The sequence below is a fragment of the Azospirillum canadense genome (assembly GCF_025961225.1).
Classification (GTDB): Bacteria; Pseudomonadota; Alphaproteobacteria; order Azospirillales; family Azospirillaceae; genus Azospirillum; species Azospirillum canadense.
In genome coordinates, this window is sequence record NZ_JAOQNG010000001.1 from 157,202 (window position 1) to 175,186 (window position 17,985).

Annotated in this window: 21 protein-coding genes; 18 read left to right on the forward strand and 3 right to left on the reverse strand. The window is 68.7% G+C overall.

What is annotated here, in order from left to right; translation table 11 throughout:
- Window positions 1–152: 152 nt before the first annotated feature.
- Window positions 153–704, reverse strand: a complete 552-nt coding sequence (ddpX, locus tag M2351_RS00730; RefSeq protein ID WP_264656810.1) for a D-alanyl-D-alanine dipeptidase — start codon at window positions 702–704, stop codon at window positions 153–155.
- A gap of 158 nt (window positions 705–862) precedes the next feature.
- On the opposite strand from ddpX, the gene tsaB reads away from it, so the two are divergent.
- On the forward strand, window positions 863–1,561 hold the full coding sequence (tsaB, locus tag M2351_RS00735) for a tRNA (adenosine(37)-N6)-threonylcarbamoyltransferase complex dimerization subunit type 1 TsaB (RefSeq protein ID WP_264654268.1): 699 nt from the start codon (window positions 863–865) through the stop codon (window positions 1,559–1,561).
- Window positions 1,558–2,022 carry a GNAT family N-acetyltransferase gene (locus M2351_RS00740; RefSeq protein ID WP_264654269.1) on the forward strand — a complete coding sequence of 155 codons (465 nt, stop codon included), beginning with the start codon at window positions 1,558–1,560 and terminating at the stop codon, window positions 2,020–2,022. The genes tsaB and M2351_RS00740 overlap by 4 nt, the downstream gene beginning before the upstream one ends.
- 3 nt (window positions 2,023–2,025) lie before the next feature.
- Here M2351_RS00740 and M2351_RS00745 read toward each other — a convergent pair whose 3' ends face one another.
- On the reverse strand, window positions 2,026–2,316 hold the full coding sequence (locus M2351_RS00745) for a sulfurtransferase TusA family protein (protein WP_264654270.1): 291 nt from the start codon (window positions 2,314–2,316) through the stop codon (window positions 2,026–2,028).
- Between the two features lie 55 nt (window positions 2,317–2,371).
- Here M2351_RS00745 and M2351_RS00750 point away from each other — a divergent pair, with 55 nt between their 5' ends.
- From M2351_RS00750 to trmB, 13 genes are all read left to right on the forward strand, one after another.
- Complete coding sequence (locus tag M2351_RS00750) at window positions 2,372–2,788, forward strand: MucR family transcriptional regulator (protein WP_209767750.1); 417 nt, start codon at window positions 2,372–2,374, stop codon at window positions 2,786–2,788.
- A 503-nt stretch (window positions 2,789–3,291) separates the two neighbouring features.
- Window positions 3,292–4,098: a GNAT family N-acetyltransferase gene (locus M2351_RS00755; RefSeq protein ID WP_454464579.1), complete on the forward strand. Its 807-nt coding sequence runs from the start codon at window positions 3,292–3,294 to the stop codon at window positions 4,096–4,098.
- 7 nt (window positions 4,099–4,105) lie between these two features.
- Window positions 4,106–4,936, forward strand: coding sequence for a lysophospholipid acyltransferase family protein (locus M2351_RS00760; RefSeq protein WP_264654272.1), 831 nt, complete (start codon window positions 4,106–4,108; stop codon window positions 4,934–4,936).
- A gap of 109 nt (window positions 4,937–5,045) precedes the next feature.
- Window positions 5,046–5,258 carry a YgaP family membrane protein gene (locus M2351_RS00765; protein WP_264654273.1) on the forward strand — a complete coding sequence of 71 codons (213 nt, stop codon included), beginning with the start codon at window positions 5,046–5,048 and terminating at the stop codon, window positions 5,256–5,258.
- Window positions 5,255–5,797 (forward strand): RNA polymerase sigma factor, encoded by a 543-nt coding sequence (locus M2351_RS00770; protein WP_264654274.1) that lies wholly within the window; start codon window positions 5,255–5,257, stop codon window positions 5,795–5,797. The genes M2351_RS00765 and M2351_RS00770 overlap by 4 nt, the downstream gene beginning before the upstream one ends.
- Window positions 5,798–5,939: 142 nt before the next feature.
- The gene (miaB, locus tag M2351_RS00775) at window positions 5,940–7,346 is read left to right on the forward strand and encodes a tRNA (N6-isopentenyl adenosine(37)-C2)-methylthiotransferase MiaB (protein WP_264654275.1); all 1,407 of its coding nucleotides are present in this window, start codon (window positions 5,940–5,942) and stop codon (window positions 7,344–7,346) included.
- Window positions 7,343–8,419 carry a PhoH family protein gene (locus M2351_RS00780; RefSeq protein ID WP_264654276.1) on the forward strand — a complete coding sequence of 359 codons (1,077 nt, stop codon included), beginning with the start codon at window positions 7,343–7,345 and terminating at the stop codon, window positions 8,417–8,419. The genes miaB and M2351_RS00780 overlap by 4 nt, the downstream gene beginning before the upstream one ends.
- Entirely contained in the window at window positions 8,419–8,949 is a 531-nt protein-coding gene (ybeY, locus tag M2351_RS00785) for an rRNA maturation RNase YbeY (RefSeq protein WP_264654277.1), read from the forward strand. The genes M2351_RS00780 and ybeY overlap by 1 nt, the downstream gene beginning before the upstream one ends.
- Window positions 8,946–9,863 (forward strand): hemolysin family protein, encoded by a 918-nt coding sequence (locus M2351_RS00790; protein WP_264654278.1) that lies wholly within the window; start codon window positions 8,946–8,948, stop codon window positions 9,861–9,863. The genes ybeY and M2351_RS00790 overlap by 4 nt, the downstream gene beginning before the upstream one ends.
- A gap of 245 nt (window positions 9,864–10,108) precedes the next feature.
- Complete coding sequence (gene lnt / locus M2351_RS00795; RefSeq protein ID WP_264654279.1) at window positions 10,109–11,689, forward strand: apolipoprotein N-acyltransferase; 1,581 nt, start codon at window positions 10,109–10,111, stop codon at window positions 11,687–11,689.
- Window positions 11,690–11,800: 111 nt separating this feature from the next.
- Window positions 11,801–12,292, forward strand: coding sequence for a helix-turn-helix domain-containing protein (locus M2351_RS00800; protein WP_264654280.1), 492 nt, complete (start codon window positions 11,801–11,803; stop codon window positions 12,290–12,292).
- A 266-nt stretch (window positions 12,293–12,558) separates the two neighbouring features.
- The gene (metK, locus tag M2351_RS00805; RefSeq protein ID WP_264654281.1) at window positions 12,559–13,728 is read left to right on the forward strand and encodes a methionine adenosyltransferase; all 1,170 of its coding nucleotides are present in this window, start codon (window positions 12,559–12,561) and stop codon (window positions 13,726–13,728) included.
- Window positions 13,729–13,800: 72 nt separating this feature from the next.
- A complete protein-coding gene (trmB, locus tag M2351_RS00810; RefSeq protein WP_264654282.1) occupies window positions 13,801–14,511 on the forward strand; it encodes a tRNA (guanine(46)-N(7))-methyltransferase TrmB in 711 nt (236 codons plus the stop codon).
- Here trmB and M2351_RS00815 read toward each other — a convergent pair.
- Entirely contained in the window at window positions 14,489–14,818 is a 330-nt protein-coding gene (locus M2351_RS00815; protein ID WP_264654283.1) for an antibiotic biosynthesis monooxygenase family protein, read from the reverse strand. The genes trmB and M2351_RS00815 overlap by 23 nt on opposite strands.
- A gap of 298 nt (window positions 14,819–15,116) precedes the next feature.
- Between M2351_RS00815 and rimP the strand changes: the two genes are divergently transcribed.
- From rimP to M2351_RS00830, 3 genes are all read left to right on the forward strand, one after another.
- A complete protein-coding gene (rimP, locus tag M2351_RS00820) occupies window positions 15,117–15,602 on the forward strand; it encodes a ribosome maturation factor RimP (RefSeq protein ID WP_264654284.1) in 486 nt (161 codons plus the stop codon).
- Between the two features lie 56 nt (window positions 15,603–15,658).
- Entirely contained in the window at window positions 15,659–17,194 is a 1,536-nt protein-coding gene (nusA, locus tag M2351_RS00825; protein WP_264654285.1) for a transcription termination factor NusA, read from the forward strand.
- 81 nt (window positions 17,195–17,275) lie between these two features.
- Complete coding sequence (locus M2351_RS00830; protein WP_264654286.1) at window positions 17,276–17,977, forward strand: RNA-binding protein; 702 nt, start codon at window positions 17,276–17,278, stop codon at window positions 17,975–17,977.
- The last annotated feature ends 8 nt before the right edge of the window (window positions 17,978–17,985 follow it).

The window sequence follows — 17,985 nt, forward strand, 5'->3', positions numbered from 1 at the left end:
CACATTCACCCCACCCGGAACAAGTCCGCAACGCCCGACGGCCGCCGCGTCCAACGCTGGAGACGGAGGGTTGATGCAGGGATGCAACAAACCAGGGCCGAGAAACCAGGGCCGAGAAACCAGGGCCGAGCCGTAGGGTGCCCAACGGCATGTTACGCCATCAGCACACCGCCCGCCGCCGCGTCGGTCAGCAGGGGATAGCCGTCGGCATCGGGCAGCTGGTAGTGCCACCACTCGCAGGCGTAATGGCTCCAGCCGGCGGCGGCCATGACGCCCAGCAGCAGGGCGCGGTTGCGCTGCTGTTCGGCGGTCAGGTCGGTGCGGGCGTGGTGCGAGCGTTCGGTCATGTCGTCGAAGCCCGTGCCCATGTCCAGCGGCCGGCCGGCGTCGTCGGCCAGCGTCAGGTCCACCGCCACCCCGCGCGAGTGCATGGAGCCGAGTCGCGGGTCGGCGACGTAGGCCGGGTCGGGGAAGGCTTCCCAAAGCCTCCATTGCGCCTCGACGGGCCGGAAGGCATCGTAGATCCGCAGCCGGCAGCCGATGCCGCGGGCCAGCCCGATGGCCGTCCGCAGCCGCGCCGCGGCGTCGGGGTGCAGCAGGCACAGGGAGCGGCGGTAGATCGGCACGCCGGCGATGTTGCCGGGCGTGGCGTACAGCAGCTCGATGTCGACGTCGAAGTCCGGCGGCGCGATGGTGGTGAGCATGGCCTGCATGGGTTGGGCCTGAATGGGTTGGAAAAGGACCCGGCTGTCTATCATGGCCGCGCCCGCGTCCGGTAGCGGGGGCTCGGCAAGGGTGGGTTTCGCCAGGGCGTGGCCTTGGGGTAAGAGGTGCGGATCGTGTTTGGGAAGGTGACGGGGCGATGAGGGTTTTGGGTTTGGACACGGCGACGTCGGGCTGTTCCGCGGCGGTCTGGCAGGACGGGCGCGTCACCGCGCGGCGCGCCGAGCCGATGGCCCGCGGCCAGGCGGAGGTGCTGGTCCCCATGGCGGAGGCCGCGCTGGCCGAGGCCGGGGTCGGCTTCGACGGGCTCGACCGCATTGCCGTGACGGTGGGGCCGGGCGCCTTCACCGGCCTGCGCATCTCCCTGGCGGCGGCGCGCGGCTTCGCCCTGGCCGCCGGGCTGCCGGTGGTCGGCATCACCACCTTCGACGCCGTCGCGCACGGCCTTCCCGTGGAGGAGTGGCAGGGCAGGGCGGTGCTGGTCGCCGTGGATTCCCGCCGGGCCGAACCCTTCCTCCAGCTCTTCACCCCGGAGCTGGAGCCGCTGGGCGAGCCGGCGATGCCCGATCCGGCGGCGGTGCCCGCTTGGCTGGCCGGGCTGTTCCCCCACGGCCCGCTGCTGGTCGCCGGCGACGGGGCCGGCCTGCTGCGCCCGCTGCTGGAAGGGCGGCCCGACACCGCCTTCGCCGCCGGCCCCGGCACGCCGGACGCCGCCGTGGTGGCCGCGCTGGGGGCATCCCGGGCTGTGGGCCTGCCGCCTCAGCCCTTCTACCTGCGCCCGCCCGACGTGACGCTGCCGCGCCCGCCCGTCCCCTCGCCGTCCAAAGAACCGTCATGAGCGACGCCGTCACCTTGCAGCCGGCCGGCCCGGTCGAGGCGGCGGTGATGGCGGCCCTTCAGCAGGCCTGCTTCCCCGACGACCCCTGGGACGCGCATTCCATCGCCACCCTGGCCGGGCAGGCGGGATCCTTCGCGGTGCTGGCGCTGGCGGGGGAGGACCCGGTCGGCTTCGTCCTGGCCCGCGTCGCGGCCGAGGACGGCGAGATCATCGCCATCGGCGTGCTGCCGGATGCCCGCCGCGGCGGCGTCGGGCGACGCCTTGTCGCAGCGGCGCGGGACGGCGCCGGGCGGCTCGGCGCGACGGCGCTGTTCCTGGAAGTCGCCGAAGACAACGCCGCCGCCCGATACCTGTATAAATCCTGCGGTTTCTTTCCCGTGGGCCGTCGTCCGGGGTATTACAAACGACCAGAGGGAAGGGTTGCGGCGCTCGTCCTCCGGTACTCCTACGCCGACGAATAAACATTAACCTTTTTGAACCCAAAGACGGTGGATCCCGGTGGGCTCATTGGGATTTTCGGGCTTTAGGGAGAGAATGGAGTGACCCAGTTCGGTTAAGGAACGGGGCACATTCTCCAAGGGTTCGCCCGCGTTCAGCCGGACTTCGAGGGTCTGCCCCGGTGCCATGCGCTCCACCTTCAACTTGGTCTTGACGAAGGTTAACGGGCACACGTCGGAGGTGATGTCCAAAAAGAAATCCGGCGAGTTTTTTTCGTACACTGCTTCCTCTTTACGAGCAAAGGATGGATATTGCACGCGGCCAGAAACCTCTTTATATGGAGAGGAACGCCAAGCCGCGGAGCAAGCTTACATGAGCAATGGGAACCCTTCCAACGCGCTGTTGTCTCTGACCACGGAGATCGTTGCGGCGCACGTCTCCAACAATACAGTTGCTCTCAGCGATCTACCGACGCTGATTGAGCAGGTGTACAAGTCACTCGCGAATGTCGGCACGGAGCCGGTCGTGACGGAGGAGCGGCCGCAGCCCGCGGTGCCCATCAAGAAGTCCGTCACGCCCGATTACATCGTGTGCCTGGAGGATGGCAAGAAGCTGAAAATGCTGAAGCGCCACCTCAAGACGGCTTACAACATGTCGCCGGAGGAATATCGGGACCGCTGGGGCCTGCCCGCGGACTACCCGATGGTCGCCCCGAACTACGCCCGCCAGCGCAGCTCGCTGGCGAAGCAGATCGGCCTCGGTACCCGTGCCCGTCGCGGCGCCGCCTAAGGCCGCTATGGCTTGAGCGTTGTCTTCCGGCGGACCGCCGCTCCGGCGGTCCGTTCCGGAAACCGGTTTCCTGCGGTCCACGCACCGCGGTCCGCCCGGCCGTTCCGGATAGAGGACGGTTCCGAATACTTCGAATTCCATACCGTTTCCTTTGCTTTCGTCATCCGTCCGCTGGGAGACCCCCATCGGTCGGGGCGGGGCAGGGTGGGTCCGCCGACACCGGGGCGTGCGTCGGCGTCCGCGACGATGCCCCCGCGCCTTCGGCGACGATGCCCCCGCGCCTTCGGCGACGATGCCGTTGACCGGCAACCCGCCATTTGTGCTATCCCTAACGAGCGATCGGTGTCCTGGGATCGGGCCGGGCTCCTCCTGGAGCGCCGGCGTCCGGCATGGGCCCGACGCGTCGTCGATTGAAAAACGCCGCCGTTTGGCGCAGCTTCACACCGCTCCACCGCCACGCCCCTTTCACTACGCCTGCGAACCGTCGAATGGCTGATACGAGCATGGACCAGGACAGTTCCTCCGAACTGCGCATGGGTTCCCTGGAAGTCAGGCTGGCGGAAAGCGCCGCCGAGGTCGACTGGGCGCAGGCGCTCCGCTACCGCGTCTTCTACGAAGAGATGTCGGCGATCCCGACCCCCGACATGGCGGCGCGCCACCGCGACTTCGACGACTTCGACACGCTGTGCGACCATCTGCTGGTCATCGATCACGCGCGCGGCGACGGGCCGGAGTCCGTGGTCGGCACCTACCGGCTGATCCGCCGCTCGGCGGCGGCGAAGGCCGGCCGCTTCTACTCCAGCGACGAATACGACATCAGCCGGCTGGTTGACCTTCCCGGCGAGATCCTGGAACTCGGCCGGTCCTGCGTGGACGCCGCCTACCGCACGCGCGGCAGCATGCAGCTGCTGTGGCGCGGCATCGCGGCCTATGTCTTCCACCACGACATCGCGCTGATGTTCGGCTGCGCCAGCCTGCCGGGCACCGATCCGGCCGCCTTGGCGGAGCCGCTGGCCTACCTGTACCACCACCACCTCGCCCCGCCGGAGCTGCGCCCCGTGGCTCTGCCGGAACGGCACGTCAGCATGGACCTGCTGCCACGGGAGCAGATCGACCCGAAGCGGGCGCTGACCGTGCTGCCGCCGCTGATCAAGGGTTATCTGCGGCTTGGCGGCTTCATCGGCGACGGGGCGGTGATCGACCACCAGTTCAACACGACGGACGTGTCCATCGTGGTGAAGACCGACCTGATCACCAACAAATACTCCAAGCATTACGAGCGGCGTGGTCATTTCGGTCAGACCGCGTGAGCCGGCCATGACGGCGCAAACCGAAGTGGCGGATTCGGATGAGACGGGGGCGCGCCCGCTGGGCTCGCCGGTCCGGGGCGCGTTGCGCCTGGCGCTGTATCTCGCCTGGACGCTGCTGCTGGTCCCGGTGCAGGCGCTGGCCGTGGCGCTGAAGCTGCCGCTGCGCCACCGCCTTCCGCTGCTCTACCACGGCGTCTGCGCCCGCATCCTGGGCTTCGAGGTGGTGGTGCGCGGGGAACGCGCGCAGCCGGGGCCGGTGCTGTTCGTCTCCAACCATTCCTCCTATCTGGACATCACGGTGCTGGGCTCGGTCATCCCGGGCTCCTTCGTCGCCAAGAGCGAGGTGGCCGGCTGGCCCTTCTTCGGCGCGCTGGCCAAGCTGCAACAGACCGTCTTCGTGGAGCGCAAGGCCCGCGCGGGCGTGGAGAAGCAGCGCGACGAACTGGGCGCGCGGCTGGACGCCGGCGACAGCCTGATCCTGTTCCCGGAAGGCACGTCCAGCGACGGCAACCGCACGCTGCCCTTCAAGACGGCGCTGTTCGCCGTGGCCGCCCGGCGCATCGGCGGCACGCCGCTGACCGTGCAGCCGGTCAGCATCGCGCCGACGCGGCTGGACGGCGTCCCCATGGGCATCGCCTTCCGGCCCTGCTACGCCTGGTACGGCGACATGGACCTCGCCCCGCACCTGTGGACGGTCTTCACGCTGGGCCGCATGACGGTGGAGGTGGAGTTCCACCCGCCGGTGACCATTGAGGGCTTCTCCAGCCGCAAGGCGCTTGCCGACCACTGCCAGCGCGCCGTCGCGCGCGGGGTGGAGCGCGCCGTGTCAGGGCGCTGAGTCCGCTTTTCCGAAAAAAGTCGAAAAAATCGCCGACCCCGCGAATCCCTTCGCCGCCTTCCGGCCTCTTTGGGGATGAGGCGTTCTGCCTCGGCTTGCAGCGGAGGGTATGATGGCGTTCTACAGGAAGAACATCGGCGGCGTGCATCAGGCGGTTCGGGTGGCGGGCGGCCTTGCCGTCGCGGCTGGGGCTTTCGCGGCATTGTCCGGTGCGACCGCGTGGCTGGTTGCCGCCGGCGGCGCCGCGTTCGCCCTGACCGGGCTCGTCGGCTATTGCCCGATGTGCGCGGTCGCCGGCATCGGCAAGGGAGGTCCTGCATGAAGGCGGCGGCAAGCGCGGCCGGTATGCCGGCGGATGTGCTGGCAGACGTGTTCGAGGCGGCGCGCCTGGGCGACCAGGGCGCAATCGCCCGGCTGCTGGAAAAGGCGCAGCCCGACATCCGCCGCTACGCCCGCGCCACCTGCCGCACATCGGCGGACGCCGAGGACGCCGCCCAGGAAGCCCTGTGGCGGCTGTTTCGGCACGTCGGCACCATCCGCTCGCTTTTGTCCTTCTCGGGTTGGCTGTTCAGCGTGGTGCGGCGGGAATGCCTCCGCCTCGCCCGCCGGGCCGGCGCGACGGTCGCGGAGAGCGCGGCCGAAGCGGTGCTGCTCGACCGGACGGACGCCGAACTGCGGCTCGACGTGGCGGCGGCCTTCGAGGCCCTGCCGCCGCATTACCGCGAGGTCGCGTTGATGCGCGACGTCAACGAAATGACCATCGACGAGATCGCCGCGGCGCTCGGCACCACGCGGCAGGCGGTGAAGGCCCGTCTGCACCGCGCCCGCCTGCTGATGCGCGAATACCTGACGCGAGATTAGCCCGCGGTTGACTCGTTTTGCCGCACTCGTGCTACCATATGGGCTGGAAGCGATGCCGCGACGCGGCGGATCGCGCGCCTGACGGTTCCAAAATCACTGGGCCGTCTCGGCGCGCCTTTTTGTATTGGTGCGGAAGGGATCGTTGAGTAAGAAGCTCTTCATCAAGACCTGGGGCTGCCAGATGAACGTCTACGACTCCGCCCGCATGGCGGATGTCCTGGCACCCCTGGGCTACCGGCCGGTGGACGAGCCGGACGGCGCCGACATGGTGATCCTCAACACCTGCCACATCCGCGAAAAGGCGTCCGAGAAGGTCTTTTCGGAACTCGGCCGCCTGCGCCAGCTGAAGGACATCAAGGCCGACGCCGGCGACGGCCGGATGATCGTCGCGGTGGCCGGCTGCGTCGCGCAGGCGGAAGGGGAGGAGATCGTCGCCCGCGCCCCCTACGTGGACATCGTCTTCGGCCCGCAGACCTACCACACCCTGCCGGAGATGGTGGCGAAGGCCAGCCGCCGCGCGGGCAGCGTGCTGAACACCGACTTCCCCGTGGAGTCGAAGTTCGACTTCCTGCCGGACGAGAGCGCCGCCCAGGGCGTGGCCGCCTTCCTCGCCGTGCAGGAGGGCTGCGACAAGTTCTGCACCTTCTGCGTCGTGCCCTACACCCGCGGCGCGGAGTTCTCGCGCACCGGCGCGCAGATCCTGGCGGAGGCCCGGCGCCTCGTCGCCGGCGGCACGCGGGAGATCAACCTGCTGGGCCAGAACGTCAACGCCTGGCACGGCGACGGGCCGGACGGCGCGACCTGGGGCCTCGGCCGGCTGGTGCGCGAACTGGCGGAGATCGACGGGCTGGAGCGCATCCGCTACACCACCTCGCACCCGCGCGACATGGACGAGGATCTGATCCGCGCCCACGCCGAGGTGCCGCAGCTGATGCCCTACCTGCACCTGCCGGTGCAGGCGGGGTCCGACCGCATCCTGACGGCGATGAACCGCAAGCACACGGCCGACGACTACCGGCGCATCGTCGACACCTTGCGCGCCGCCAAGCCGGATCTGGCGCTGTCGGGCGACTTCATCGTCGGCTTCCCCGGCGAGAGCGACGCGGATTTCGCGGAGACGCTGCGGCTGGTCACCGACGTCGGCTACGCCCAGGCCTATTCGTTCAAGTACAGCCCCCGCCCCGGCACTCCGGCTGCGCTGGAAAGCGCCCAGGTGCCGGAGGATGTGAAGGACGCCCGGCTCGCGGCACTCCAGCAGTTGCTGAACGCGCAGCAGCAGGCTTTCAACCAGGGCTTCGTCGGCCAGACCGTGCCGGTCCTGTTCGACCGCGTCGGCAAGCGGGGCGGGCAGCTGCTTGGCAAGAGCCCCTACATGCAATCGGTGCATGCCGACGCCAACGAACGGCTGTTGGGACGGATCGTGGAGGTGCGGATCGACGCCGCCCACCCGAACAGCCTGGCCGGCACCGTGGCGACCGGCGAATACCACTTGTCCCCAATTGGGCAGATTGGCCCGGAAGGGACGCAAACCCTGGAGGCGACCGTTTGAACGGCTTGCCCGATCAGCGAATCGATCTGAACTTCGACGACAACCGGCTCCTGCCGATGCTGTACGGGGAGCATGACCGCCACCTCGCCCGCATCGAGAACCAGCTGGGAGTCTCCCTGATCTCCCGCGGCAACACGCTGACCATCGCCGGTCCGGCGGAATCCGCCGAGACCGCCCGGTCCGCGCTCGACGCGCTCTACGAACGGCTGAAGCGCGGCATGGCCGTGGGCACCGGCGAGGTGGACGCGGCCGTGCGCATGGCCACCGGCACCGGCGGTGCGCTGCGCGACCAGACGCTGGCGACGCTCAGCCGCGCGGAAGTCGCGGTGCGGACCCGCCGCAAGGGGGCCATCACCCCGCGCTCGCCCATGCAGGCGACCTATCTCCAGGCGCTGGCCGAGAGCGAGATGGTCTTCGGCCTGGGGCCCGCGGGCACCGGCAAGACCTACCTCGCCGTGGCGCAGGCGGTGGCGATGCTGACCACCGGCCAAGTGGACCGCATCATCCTGTCGCGCCCCGCCGTCGAGGCGGGGGAGCGGCTGGGCTTCCTGCCCGGCGACCTGAAGGAGAAGGTCGATCCTTACCTGCGCCCGCTCTACGACGCGCTGCACGACATGCTGCCGGCGGAGCAGGTGAAGAAGCGGCTGGAGTCCGGCGAGATCGAGATCGCGCCGTTGGCCTTCATGCGCGGCCGCACGCTCGGCAACGCCTTCGTCATCCTGGACGAGGCGCAGAACACCACGCCCATGCAGATGAAGATGTTCCTCACCCGCCTGGGCGAGGGCGGCCGCATGGCGGTGACCGGCGACATTTCGCAGACCGACCTGCCGGCCGGCACCAAGTCCGGCCTGCGCGAGGCGCTGGACATCCTGCAGGGGGTGGACGGCATCCGCTTCGTCCATTTCACCGACGTGGACGTGGTGCGCCACCCGCTGGTCGCCCGCATCATCCGCGCCTACGACCGTTTCGACAGCCAGACCAAGGCCGCCCGCCGCCCGGCCGCTCCCCGGAACGGCAATGGCAATGGCGGTGGCGACGGCGCGACCAACCCCGCGGGGGAGGGGGCGCCGTGATGGCCGTGGACGTCGCCGTTTCACGTGAAGCAGGCGCCTGGGCCGACGACGCGGAATGGCTGTGCGAACGCGCGGCGCTCGCCGCGCTGGCCGCCAGCTACGACGAGGAGGAAGGGCCGGCGGAGCTGTCCGTCGTGCTCGCCGACGACGCGCTGGTGCACCGGCTGAACCGCGACTACCGCGGCAAGGACAAGCCGACCAACGTTCTGTCATTCGCCCTGACCGAGGCCGAGGAACCGGAGTTGGGCGAGGACGCCCCGGTCATGCTGGGCGACGTCATCCTGGCCTGGGAGACCGTCGCCCGCGAGGCCGCCGAGCAGGGAAAGACGCCTTCGGATCACATGACCCACCTTGTGGTGCATGGCGTTCTTCATCTTCTCGGGTATGATCACGAGACGGACGACGAAGCCGAGGAGATGGAGCAGCTCGAAGTCGAGGTGCTGGAGACCCTGGGAATCGCCGACCCGTACGCCGCCACGCGCTCCCCGCCCGGGGAGCCGAATTTGGACGAACAACCGCCGGACCGATGAGCGAAATTTCCGACAGTCGAACGCCCCGTGAAGACGGGGCCGAAGACCAGCACTCCCTGGGTCACCTGTTTCGCGGGTGGCTCCGGACCGTCCTCGGGGGGCGCGACGACGCCACCCTGCGCGCCACGATCGAGGAACTGATCGAGGAGCAGGACGCCGACGAGGGATCGTTGGGGGCGGGCGAGCGCGCCTTGCTCGCCAACATCCTCAAACTCCGCGACCGCACCGTCGACGACGTGATGGTGCCGCGCGCCGACATCGTGGCGGTGGAGGTGGACACGCCGTTCCCCGCCCTTGTCCAGCGCATGGCGGAAGACGCCCATTCCCGCATGCCGGTGTACCGCGAGACGCTCGACGACGTCGTCGGCATGGTGCACATCAAGGACGTGCTCGCCGCGCTGGCGCAGGGCAGGGCGGTGGCGCTGTCGGACATCGTCCGCGACCTGACCATCGTGGCGCCCAGCATGCCGGTGGTGGACCTGCTGGTGCAGATGCGCCAGAAGCGCCAGCACATGGCGCTGGTGGTCGACGAGTTCGGCGGCATCGACGGCCTCGTCACCATCGAGGATCTGGTCGAGGAGATCGTCGGCGAGATCGAGGACGAGCACGACGAGGAGGCCTCGCCCCGCCTCGTGGAACGTCCGGACGGCAGCATCATCGCCGACGCCCGCGTCTCCATTGAGGATTTCGAGGAGCGCGTCGGCTCCTTCCTGACGGAGGAAGAGCGCGAGGACATCGACACGCTCGGCGGGCTCGTCGTCTCGCTGGCCGGCCGCGTGCCGGGCCGCGGCGAGATGCTGACCCACCCCTCCGGCCTGGAGTTCGAGATCGTCGAGGCCGACCCGCGCCGCATCAAGCGCCTGCGCGTCCGCAACGCCCCCGCCAACAGCTCCGCCCTGGCCGAGGTGGGGTGACATCGTTCTGAAGCTGGGTGGTCGCACTGGGCCCCCACCCAACCCTCCCCCACCTTCGGCGGGGGAGGGCTTTCAGGGTCGCGCGGCGGAGTTCCCTCCCTTGCCTCTCGCGCATGCTTGCATGCGCTGACGGCGTCAGGCGAACGCCATTGGCGTTCGCTGAGAGCCGAAAGCGGGGGAGGGTTAGGGTGGGGGCCCAGCGCGACCACCTCTGTCGCAAGCACCGACATCCCGGAGTTCGCCTCTTGTCCATCACCGACACCATGACCACCCCGGCCCCGCTGGGCCGCCTTTCCGCGCGCCTCGCCGGGCTTGCCGGATGGCGGCGGATGGCGGCGGCGGCGCTGTTCGGCGGGCTGGCGACCCTGGCTCTGCCGCCGGCCGATGCCGTGCCGGTGCTGCTGGTCGCCTTCCCGGGCCTGCTCTGGCTGCTCGACGGGGCACGGACGGGGCGGCAGGCCTTCGCGGTTGGCTGGTTCTTCGGCTTCGCGCACCATCTGCTCGGCCTCTACTGGATCAGCGCGGCGCTGTTCACCGACATCGGCCGCTTCTGGTGGGCGCTGCCGCTGTCCGCCGCGGGGCTGCCCATCCTGATGGCCATGTTCAGCGGCTTCACGACGCTCCTGGTGTGGAAGCTGCGGGCGACGGGGCTGGCGCGGGTGTTCCTGTTCGCCGCCTCCTGGGCGCTGTTCGAATGGCTGCGCGGGCACGTCTTCACCGGTTTCCCGTGGAACCTCATCGGCTACAGCTGGACCGGCTTCCTGCCGGTTTTGCAGAGCGTCTCCCTGTTCGGCGTCTACGGCCTCAGCCTGCTGACCGCGCTGGTCGCGGCGCTGCCGGCGGTGCTGGCGGGATCCGGGCGACGCAGCTGGGGCGCCGTCATCGCCGGGCTGGCGCTGTTCGCCGCCTTGGGGACCTGGGGCGAGGTGCGGTTGCAGGGGGCGTCCGACGAGACGGTGCCGGGCGTGCGGCTGCGGCTCGTCCAGCCGGCCATCGACCAGCGCATGAAATGGGCGCCGGGCGAGCGCGTGCGGAACGTCCAGCAGCAGCTCGACCTGTCCGCCGCCGAGCCGGCGTCCCCCTCGGCAGCCCCACCCACCCACATCATCTGGGCGGAAACCGCCGTGCCCCTGTTCATTGAGCAGGACGCCCGCGTGCGCCAGGCGCTGGGATCCGTGACGCCGCCCGGCGGGCTGCTGATCACCGGCGCGCCGCGCGCCGCCGTGGATGCGGAGGGCGAGCAGCGTTACTACAACAGCATGGTGGCGGTGGACGGCAGCGGCGCCATCGCGGGCAGCTTCGACAAGTTCCACCTCGTCCCCTTCGGCGAATACATGCCGCTGCGCCGCTGGCTGCCGGTCGGGGCCATCGCCGGCAACGGGGCCGAGTTCTCGGCCGGGCCGGGGCCGGTGACGCTGGACCTCAAGGGACTGCCACCGGTCAGCCCGCTGATCTGCTACGAGGTCATCTTCCCGAACGCCGTGGTCGACCGCTCCCATCGGCCACAATGGCTGCTGAACCTCACCAACGACGCCTGGTATGGCAACACCGCCGGGCCGCACCAGCATTTCGCCATCGCGCAAACCCGCGCGGTGGAGGAGGGCCTGCCCCTCGTGCGCGTGGCGAACACCGGCATCTCGGGCGTCGTGGACGCCCATGGACGCATAGCTGCAATGCTCGCACTTGGTCACAGGGGCGTTGTCGATACAGCCTTGCCGAAAGCCCTTCCAATGCCCACACTTTACGGTTGGATGGGCGACTGGGTGTTCGGAGTACTGCTCCTGATCTGCTTCGCCGTCGGCCTGTCCGCTCGACAACGCCGCTAGCGCAACCGACAATCTTTTTCAATCACGCGCATCAGGAGCGGCGGGGCACCCTTGACTGCATACATGGATATGTCGTATCAAGGTTGCACAACTGTTTCAGGGAATTAGAGAATGCCAGCAACAGCAACGCGGGGCCGCCGGGCGTCAGCCGGCCGTCCCAAGACGGGAAAGCCGAACCCGATTGACGTTCACGTCGGTTCCCGCGTCCGGTTGCGCCGGACCCTTCTGGGCATGAGCCAGGAAAAGCTCGGTGAGGCCATCGGCCTGACCTTCCAGCAGGTTCAGAAGTACGAGCGCGGCGCCAACCGCATCGGCGCGTCGCGCCTGTTCGATCTCAGCCGCGTTCTCGACGTGCCGGTGTCCTTCTTCTTCGACGACATGCCGGCCGAGGCGGCCTCCGCCCCGGTGGATGACGACGAGGCGGCCGCTGGTGGCTTCGAGGAGCGCTCCTCGGGCGGCTACGAGCCGGACCCGATGGCCAAGCGCGAGACGCTGGAGCTGGTGCGCGCCTACTACCGCATCAACGACCCGTCGGTGCGCAAGCGCCTGTTCGAGCTGACCAAGGCGGTCGCCAACTCGGGCATGGTCGAAGCCGCCGAGTGACGGCCCGGGCGCTGACCCGGACAAGAATTTGAAGAGTTGGGGGGAGCGGCTTGCCGGCTGCATCCCCCCGGTTTGTTTTTACACACCCGCTAATCCCGCTCCGGAATGCCGGCAGGCCGTACCAAAGACGACCGGCAAAGGGAGATTGCTTGACCCACGCGGCAATTCTTGCCAAATACGGGCGAGGATCGGCTACCCAAAGGGCGCAAGGACCGATCCCAAGCTTTTTGTGTAAAAAGTTTTCCCGTCCATTGCCGAGGTTCGCCGTGGCCAAGCTCAACTACGTCTTCACCAGCGAGTCCGTGTCCGAGGGTCATCCGGACAAGGTGTGCGACCGCATTTCCGACGCGATCGTGGACCTGTACCTGTCGCACGACCCCTACGCCCGCGTGGCGGTGGAGACTCTGGCCACGACCAACCAGGTGGTGCTGGCCGGCGAGGTGCGCGGTCCGGAGAGCATCACGCCGGAGATGCTGGTGCAGGTCGCCCGCGCGGCGGTGAAGGACATCGGCTACGAGCAGGACGGCTTCCACTGGGCGAAGATGGACGTCAAGTGCTTCGTCCACTCGCAGTCGGCCGACATCGCGGTGGGCGTCGACGCGGCGGGTGAGAAGGACGAGGGGGCGGGCGACCAGGGCATCATGTTCGGCTACGCCTGCAACGAGACCCCGGCGCTGATGCCGGCGCCGATCTACTACTCCCACGCCATCCTGAAGTCGCTGGCCGAGGCGCGCCACTCAGGATCCGCCCCGCAGCTCGGCCCCGACGCCAAGAGCCAGGTGACGCTGCAGTACGAGAACGGCCGGCCGGTGCGCGCCACCGCCATCGTCGTCTCCACCCAGCACGCCGACGGCCTGACCCAGGAGGAGGTGCGCGAGATCGTCCGCCCGCACGTGCTCAACGTGCTGCCGCAGGGCTGGATGTGCGACGAGGCGCACTTCTACGTCAACCCGACCGGGCGCTTCGTGATCGGCGGGCCGGACGGCGACGCCGGGCTGACCGGGCGCAAGATCATCGTCGACACCTACGGCGGGGCCGCCCCGCACGGCGGCGGCGCGTTCTCCGGCAAGGACCCGACCAAGGTCGACCGCTCGGCCGCCTACGCGGCGCGGTATCTCGCCAAGAACGTGGTGGCCGCCGGCCTGGCCGAGCGCTGCACGATCCAGCTGTCCTACGCCATCGGCGTGTCCAAGCCGCTGTCGGTCTACGTCGACACCCACGGCACCGGCCAGGTCGACGAGGACCAGCTCTCCGCCGTGCTGCAGAAGCTGGTCGACCTGTCGCCCCGCGGCATCCGCACGCACCTCGGCCTGAACAAGCCGATCTACGCGCGCACCGCGGCTTATGGCCACTTCGGCCGCGACGCCGAGCCCGACGGCGGCTTCGCCTGGGAAAAGACCGACCTCGTCGGCGACCTCCGCACGGCGTTCTTCTAAGATCGACCAGTTTGGTTTGGCGTGCAGGGGCCCATGTGGCCCCTGCATCCGTTTCTGGACCTCGCATTGATCATGACCGACTCTTTTCCCGACGCTTCCAAGAGGCTGTACGGGCGGCGCAAGGGCCGTCCGCTGCGCAAGCGCAAGACCGAGCTGATCGACACGCTGCTGCCTTCGCTGCAAATCCCGGTGCCGCAGCCGGGCGAGCGCATCGACCCCCACGCCCTGTTCCCGAACCCGGTGCGCGACGTCTGGCTGGAGGTCGGCTTCGGCAGCGGCCACCACATGGCTTGGCAGGCGGCAAACAACCGCGACATCGGCGTGGTCGGGGCGGAGCCCTTCATCAACGGCGTGGCCGGCTTGCTGAAGCTGGTCGAAGACGAGGGCGTGCAGGACAACGTCCGCGTCCTGCCGGACGACGCCCGCCCGCTGCTCGACGCCCTGCCGGACGCATCCATCGGCCGCGCCTTCGTCCTGTTCGCCGACCCTTGGCCGAAGAAGCGCCATTGGGAACGCCGCTTCATCGGTCCGGCCAACCTGCCGCGCCTGTCGCGCGTCCTGAAGGACGGGGCGGAGCTGCGGCTGGCCAGCGACGACATGGGGCTGGTGCGCTGGATGCTGGAGCACACGGTCAAGCACCCGGACTTCGAATGGACCGCCCGCGGCCCTTCCGACTGGCGCCACCGCAGCGAGGACTGGCCGCCGACCCGTTACGAGGAAAAAGCCATCGAGGCCGGCCGCAAGCCGGTCTTCCTGCGCTTCATCCGCAAGCCGCGGGGCTGACCGGGTCCGGCGTTTCCACCACCGGCCCGGCGTAATGTTCCACGACCGGGAACGGGTCGTAGAAATGGTGGAGCAGGGCCTTCCAGCGGGCGTAGCGGTCCGACCCGCGGAAACCCTCCGAGTGGTCCTCAAGCTTTTCCCAGCGGACGAGCAGGAGGTAGCGGCCCGGCGCCTCCATGCAGGGCCGGACCTCCAGGCCGCGGAATCCCGGCGTCGCGGCGATCAGCGGCTGCGCCTCGGCCATGGCCCGCTCGAAGGCGGTGCCCTGGCCGGGAGGCACCGACAGGATCGCAATTTCCAGGATCATGCCTCGCTCACCACGTCATTTCCGTCCTGAATCGCGCGGTTCATCCCCCGACTGTAGCGCCGGGCGCGCCCCTCACCAAGCCGCCGTGCATAGGCCAGGTCGGAAAAGCGCTTGCGGCTTGCTCCGGAATGTCTATATTCACCGCATGAACCCATACGGATCGGCGGCTCGGGAAACCGGGCCGGCGGGACGCTTTGCGGGTGGGCTTAGGCCCACTTATTTTTTTATCAGCGCGTCGAATCCTCGGTTTGGTCCCAGGGCACCGGTCCGGGGAGACCGCGAGGGCGGGTCAGGTGGAATGGAAGCAACCGGTCGTATCGAGCAGATCATCACGCCGTCCGTCGAGGCCATGGGCTACGAGGTCGTGCGTGTGCAGTTGACCGGTGGGCAGCGCATGGTTCTGCAGGTCATGGCTGAACGCGCCGACGGCGCGGCCATGACGGTCGAGGACTGCGCCGACATCAGCCGTGCCATCTCCGCGGTTCTCGACGTTGAGGATCCGATCAAAAGCGCCTACACGCTGGAGGTCAGCTCGCCCGGCATCGACCGGCCGCTGACCCGGTTGAAGGATTTCGAACGCTTCGCCGGTTTCGAGGCCAAGCTGGAGACCCGGCTTGCCGTCGACAATCGCAAGCGCTTCAAGGGCATGCTGAAGGGCGTCGAGGACGGCCTTGTGTGCATCGAAACGGAACAGGGAGCCGCCCGCCTGGAGTTCGACAACATCCTGCGCGCCAAGCTGGTTTTGACGGATGAACTGATCCGCGCCAGCCAGGAGCAGGGTTGACGGCCCGGTCCGGGTTCGACCCGCAAGAACAAACGCCAGTCCAGGAAGTGTGACGGATGGAACTGCTGCAAGTCGCTGACGCGGTCGCCCGCGAAAAGAACATCGACCGGGACGAGGTCCTGGAGGCGATGGAACAGGCGATTCAGAAGGCCGGTCGCTCCAAGTACGGCCATGAGCACGACATCCGCGCCCGCATCGACCGCAAGACCGGCGACATCCACCTGACCCGCCACCTGGAGGTGGTCGAGACGGTGGAGAACGAGGCGACGCAGGTCACGCTCGCCTACGCCCAGCGCCGCAAGCCCGGCGCCCAGATCGGCGACTTCCTGGTCGACCCGCTGCCGCCCATCGACTTCGGCCGCATCGCCGCGCAGACCGCCAAGCAGGTCATCGTCCAGAAGGTCCGCGACGCGGAGCGCAAGCGCCAGTTCAACGAGTACAAGGATCGCATCGGCGAGATCGTCAACGGTCTGGTCAAGCGCGTCGAGTACGGCAACGTCACCGTGGACCTTGGCCGGGCCGAGGCGATCCTGCGCCGCGACGAGCTGCTGCCGCGCGAGCATTTCAAGAACGGCGACCGCGTGCGCGCCTACATCTACGACGTCCGCGAGGAAGCGCGCGGCCCGCAGATCTTCCTGTCGCGCACGCATCCGATGTTCATGGCCAACCTGTTCAAGCAGGAAGTGCCGGAAATCTACGACGGCATCATCGAGATCAAGGCGGTCGCCCGCGACCCGGGCAGCCGCGCCAAGATCGCGGTGATCAGCCACGACAGCTCCATCGACCCGGTCGGCGCCTGCGTCGGCATGCGCGGCAGCCGCGTCCAGGCCGTGGTGGGCGAGCTGCAGGGCGAGAAGATCGACATCATCCAGTGGAACCAGGAGCCGGCGACCTTCATCGTCAACGCCCTGGCCCCGGCCGAGGTCGCCAAGGTCGTGATGGACGAGGAGAACAGCCGCATCGAGGTGGTGGTGCCGGACGACCAGCTGTCGCTGGCCATCGGCCGCCGCGGCCAGAACGTGCGGCTCGCCACCCAGCTGACCGGCTGGGACATCGACATCCTGACCGAGCAGGAGGAGTCGGAGCGCCGCTCCGAGGAATTCCGCACTCGCTCGCAGCTCTTCATGGACGCGCTGGACGTGGACGACGTGATCGCCCATCTCCTGGTCGCCGAAGGCTTCACCACCGTGGAGGAGATCGCCTACGTCGAGACGGAGGAGCTGGCCGAGATCGAAGGCTTCGACGAGGACGTGGCGGAGGAGCTGAAGCAGCGCGCCCTGAACTTCCTGGAAGAGCAGGACGTCCGCATGACGGAGAAGCGCCAGGCGCTCGGCGTCGAGGACGCGGTCGCGGAAGTGACCGGCTTCACGCCGACGCAGCTGGTCAAGCTGGGCGAGAACGGCGTCAAGACGATGGACGACTTGGCCGACCTCGCCGGCGACGAGCTGCGCGACATCCTCGGCAAGGACGGCCCGTCGGAAGACGAGGCCAATGAGATCATCATGGCCGCCCGTGCCCATTGGTTCGATGGCGAGGAGGGTGCGCCGCAGGCGGCGCAGCCGTCCGCCGACGGACAAGCGGCGCAGGGATGACCCGGCGCGGTTGGGTCACGAAGGCCAGGAACGTCAAGGTTTGGGCCAGGAATATCAAGGTTTGGGATTGTATCGGTACGGATGGTTGGACTGAACGAAGCGATTGGACAAGACCCGGAAGGGCTGCCGCCATGTGAGCCGCAGGAGCCCGCGGACCTGGAAAAGGGTCCGCTGCGCCGTTGCGTCGCCACGGGCACGGTTCAGCCCAAGGATGGGATGATCCGCTTCGTGGTCGCACCGGACGGCGAGATCGTCCCCGACCTGGAGGAGCGGCTTCCCGGCCGTGGCTTGTGGCTGACGGCCGAACCGTCAGCCCTCGCCAAGGCGCTGGGCAAGAACCTGTTCGCCAAGGCGGCGAGGCGCGCGGTGCGCGTTCCGCCCGATCTGGCGGAACGGCTGGAGCGGTTGCTGGAGCGGCGTTGCCTGGATGCCTTCGGGCTGGCGCGCCGGGCCGGGCAGGCTCTGGCCGGGTATGAGAAGGTGCGCGAGGCGCTGAAGACCAACCAGGTCGCACGCGCCGGACCACCCTGTCTGCTGGTCGAAGCCAGCGACGGATCGCCCGACCAGCGGGGCAAGATCACAGCGCTGGCGCCGGATATGCCGGTGGTCGACCTCTTCGACTCGGCGGCGATGGCCGCCGCCTTGGGGAGGGAAGCCGCGGTGCATGCGGTGGTGGCGCGCGGGAAACTGGCCAAATCCTTGGTCCGTGACTCGGCGCGTCTCAAGGGTATCAAGGGCTTTGTCGCCGGCATTGCGCCGGCCGGCCGCGGAAGCAACGTCTGACCATTCGG

Excerpts from the sequence above, each read along its gene's own strand:
- ddpX (WP_264656810.1), bottom strand. The coding sequence starts at position 704 with ATGCTCACCACCATCGCGCCGCCGGACTTCGACGTCGACATCGAGCTG.
- tsaB (WP_264654268.1), top strand. The coding sequence starts at position 863 with ATGAGGGTTTTGGGTTTGGACACGGCGACGTCGGGCTGTTCCGCGGCG.
- M2351_RS00740 (WP_264654269.1), top strand. The coding sequence starts at position 1,558 with ATGAGCGACGCCGTCACCTTGCAGCCGGCCGGCCCGGTCGAGGCGGCG.
- M2351_RS00750 (WP_209767750.1), top strand. The coding sequence starts at position 2,372 with ATGAGCAATGGGAACCCTTCCAACGCGCTGTTGTCTCTGACCACGGAG.
- M2351_RS00755 (WP_454464579.1), top strand. The coding sequence starts at position 3,292 with ATGGACCAGGACAGTTCCTCCGAACTGCGCATGGGTTCCCTGGAAGTC.
- M2351_RS00760 (WP_264654272.1), top strand. The coding sequence starts at position 4,106 with ATGACGGCGCAAACCGAAGTGGCGGATTCGGATGAGACGGGGGCGCGC.
- M2351_RS00765 (WP_264654273.1), top strand. The coding sequence starts at position 5,046 with ATGATGGCGTTCTACAGGAAGAACATCGGCGGCGTGCATCAGGCGGTT.
- M2351_RS00770 (WP_264654274.1), top strand. The coding sequence starts at position 5,255 with ATGAAGGCGGCGGCAAGCGCGGCCGGTATGCCGGCGGATGTGCTGGCA.
- ybeY (WP_264654277.1), top strand. The coding sequence starts at position 8,419 with ATGGCCGTGGACGTCGCCGTTTCACGTGAAGCAGGCGCCTGGGCCGAC.
- M2351_RS00790 (WP_264654278.1), top strand. The coding sequence starts at position 8,946 with ATGAGCGAAATTTCCGACAGTCGAACGCCCCGTGAAGACGGGGCCGAA.
- M2351_RS00800 (WP_264654280.1), top strand. The coding sequence starts at position 11,801 with ATGCCAGCAACAGCAACGCGGGGCCGCCGGGCGTCAGCCGGCCGTCCC.
- trmB (WP_264654282.1), top strand. The coding sequence starts at position 13,801 with ATGACCGACTCTTTTCCCGACGCTTCCAAGAGGCTGTACGGGCGGCGC.
- M2351_RS00815 (WP_264654283.1), bottom strand. The coding sequence starts at position 14,818 with ATGATCCTGGAAATTGCGATCCTGTCGGTGCCTCCCGGCCAGGGCACC.
- rimP (WP_264654284.1), top strand. The coding sequence starts at position 15,117 with ATGGAAGCAACCGGTCGTATCGAGCAGATCATCACGCCGTCCGTCGAG.
- nusA (WP_264654285.1), top strand. The coding sequence starts at position 15,659 with ATGGAACTGCTGCAAGTCGCTGACGCGGTCGCCCGCGAAAAGAACATC.
- M2351_RS00830 (WP_264654286.1), top strand. The coding sequence starts at position 17,276 with ATGGTTGGACTGAACGAAGCGATTGGACAAGACCCGGAAGGGCTGCCG.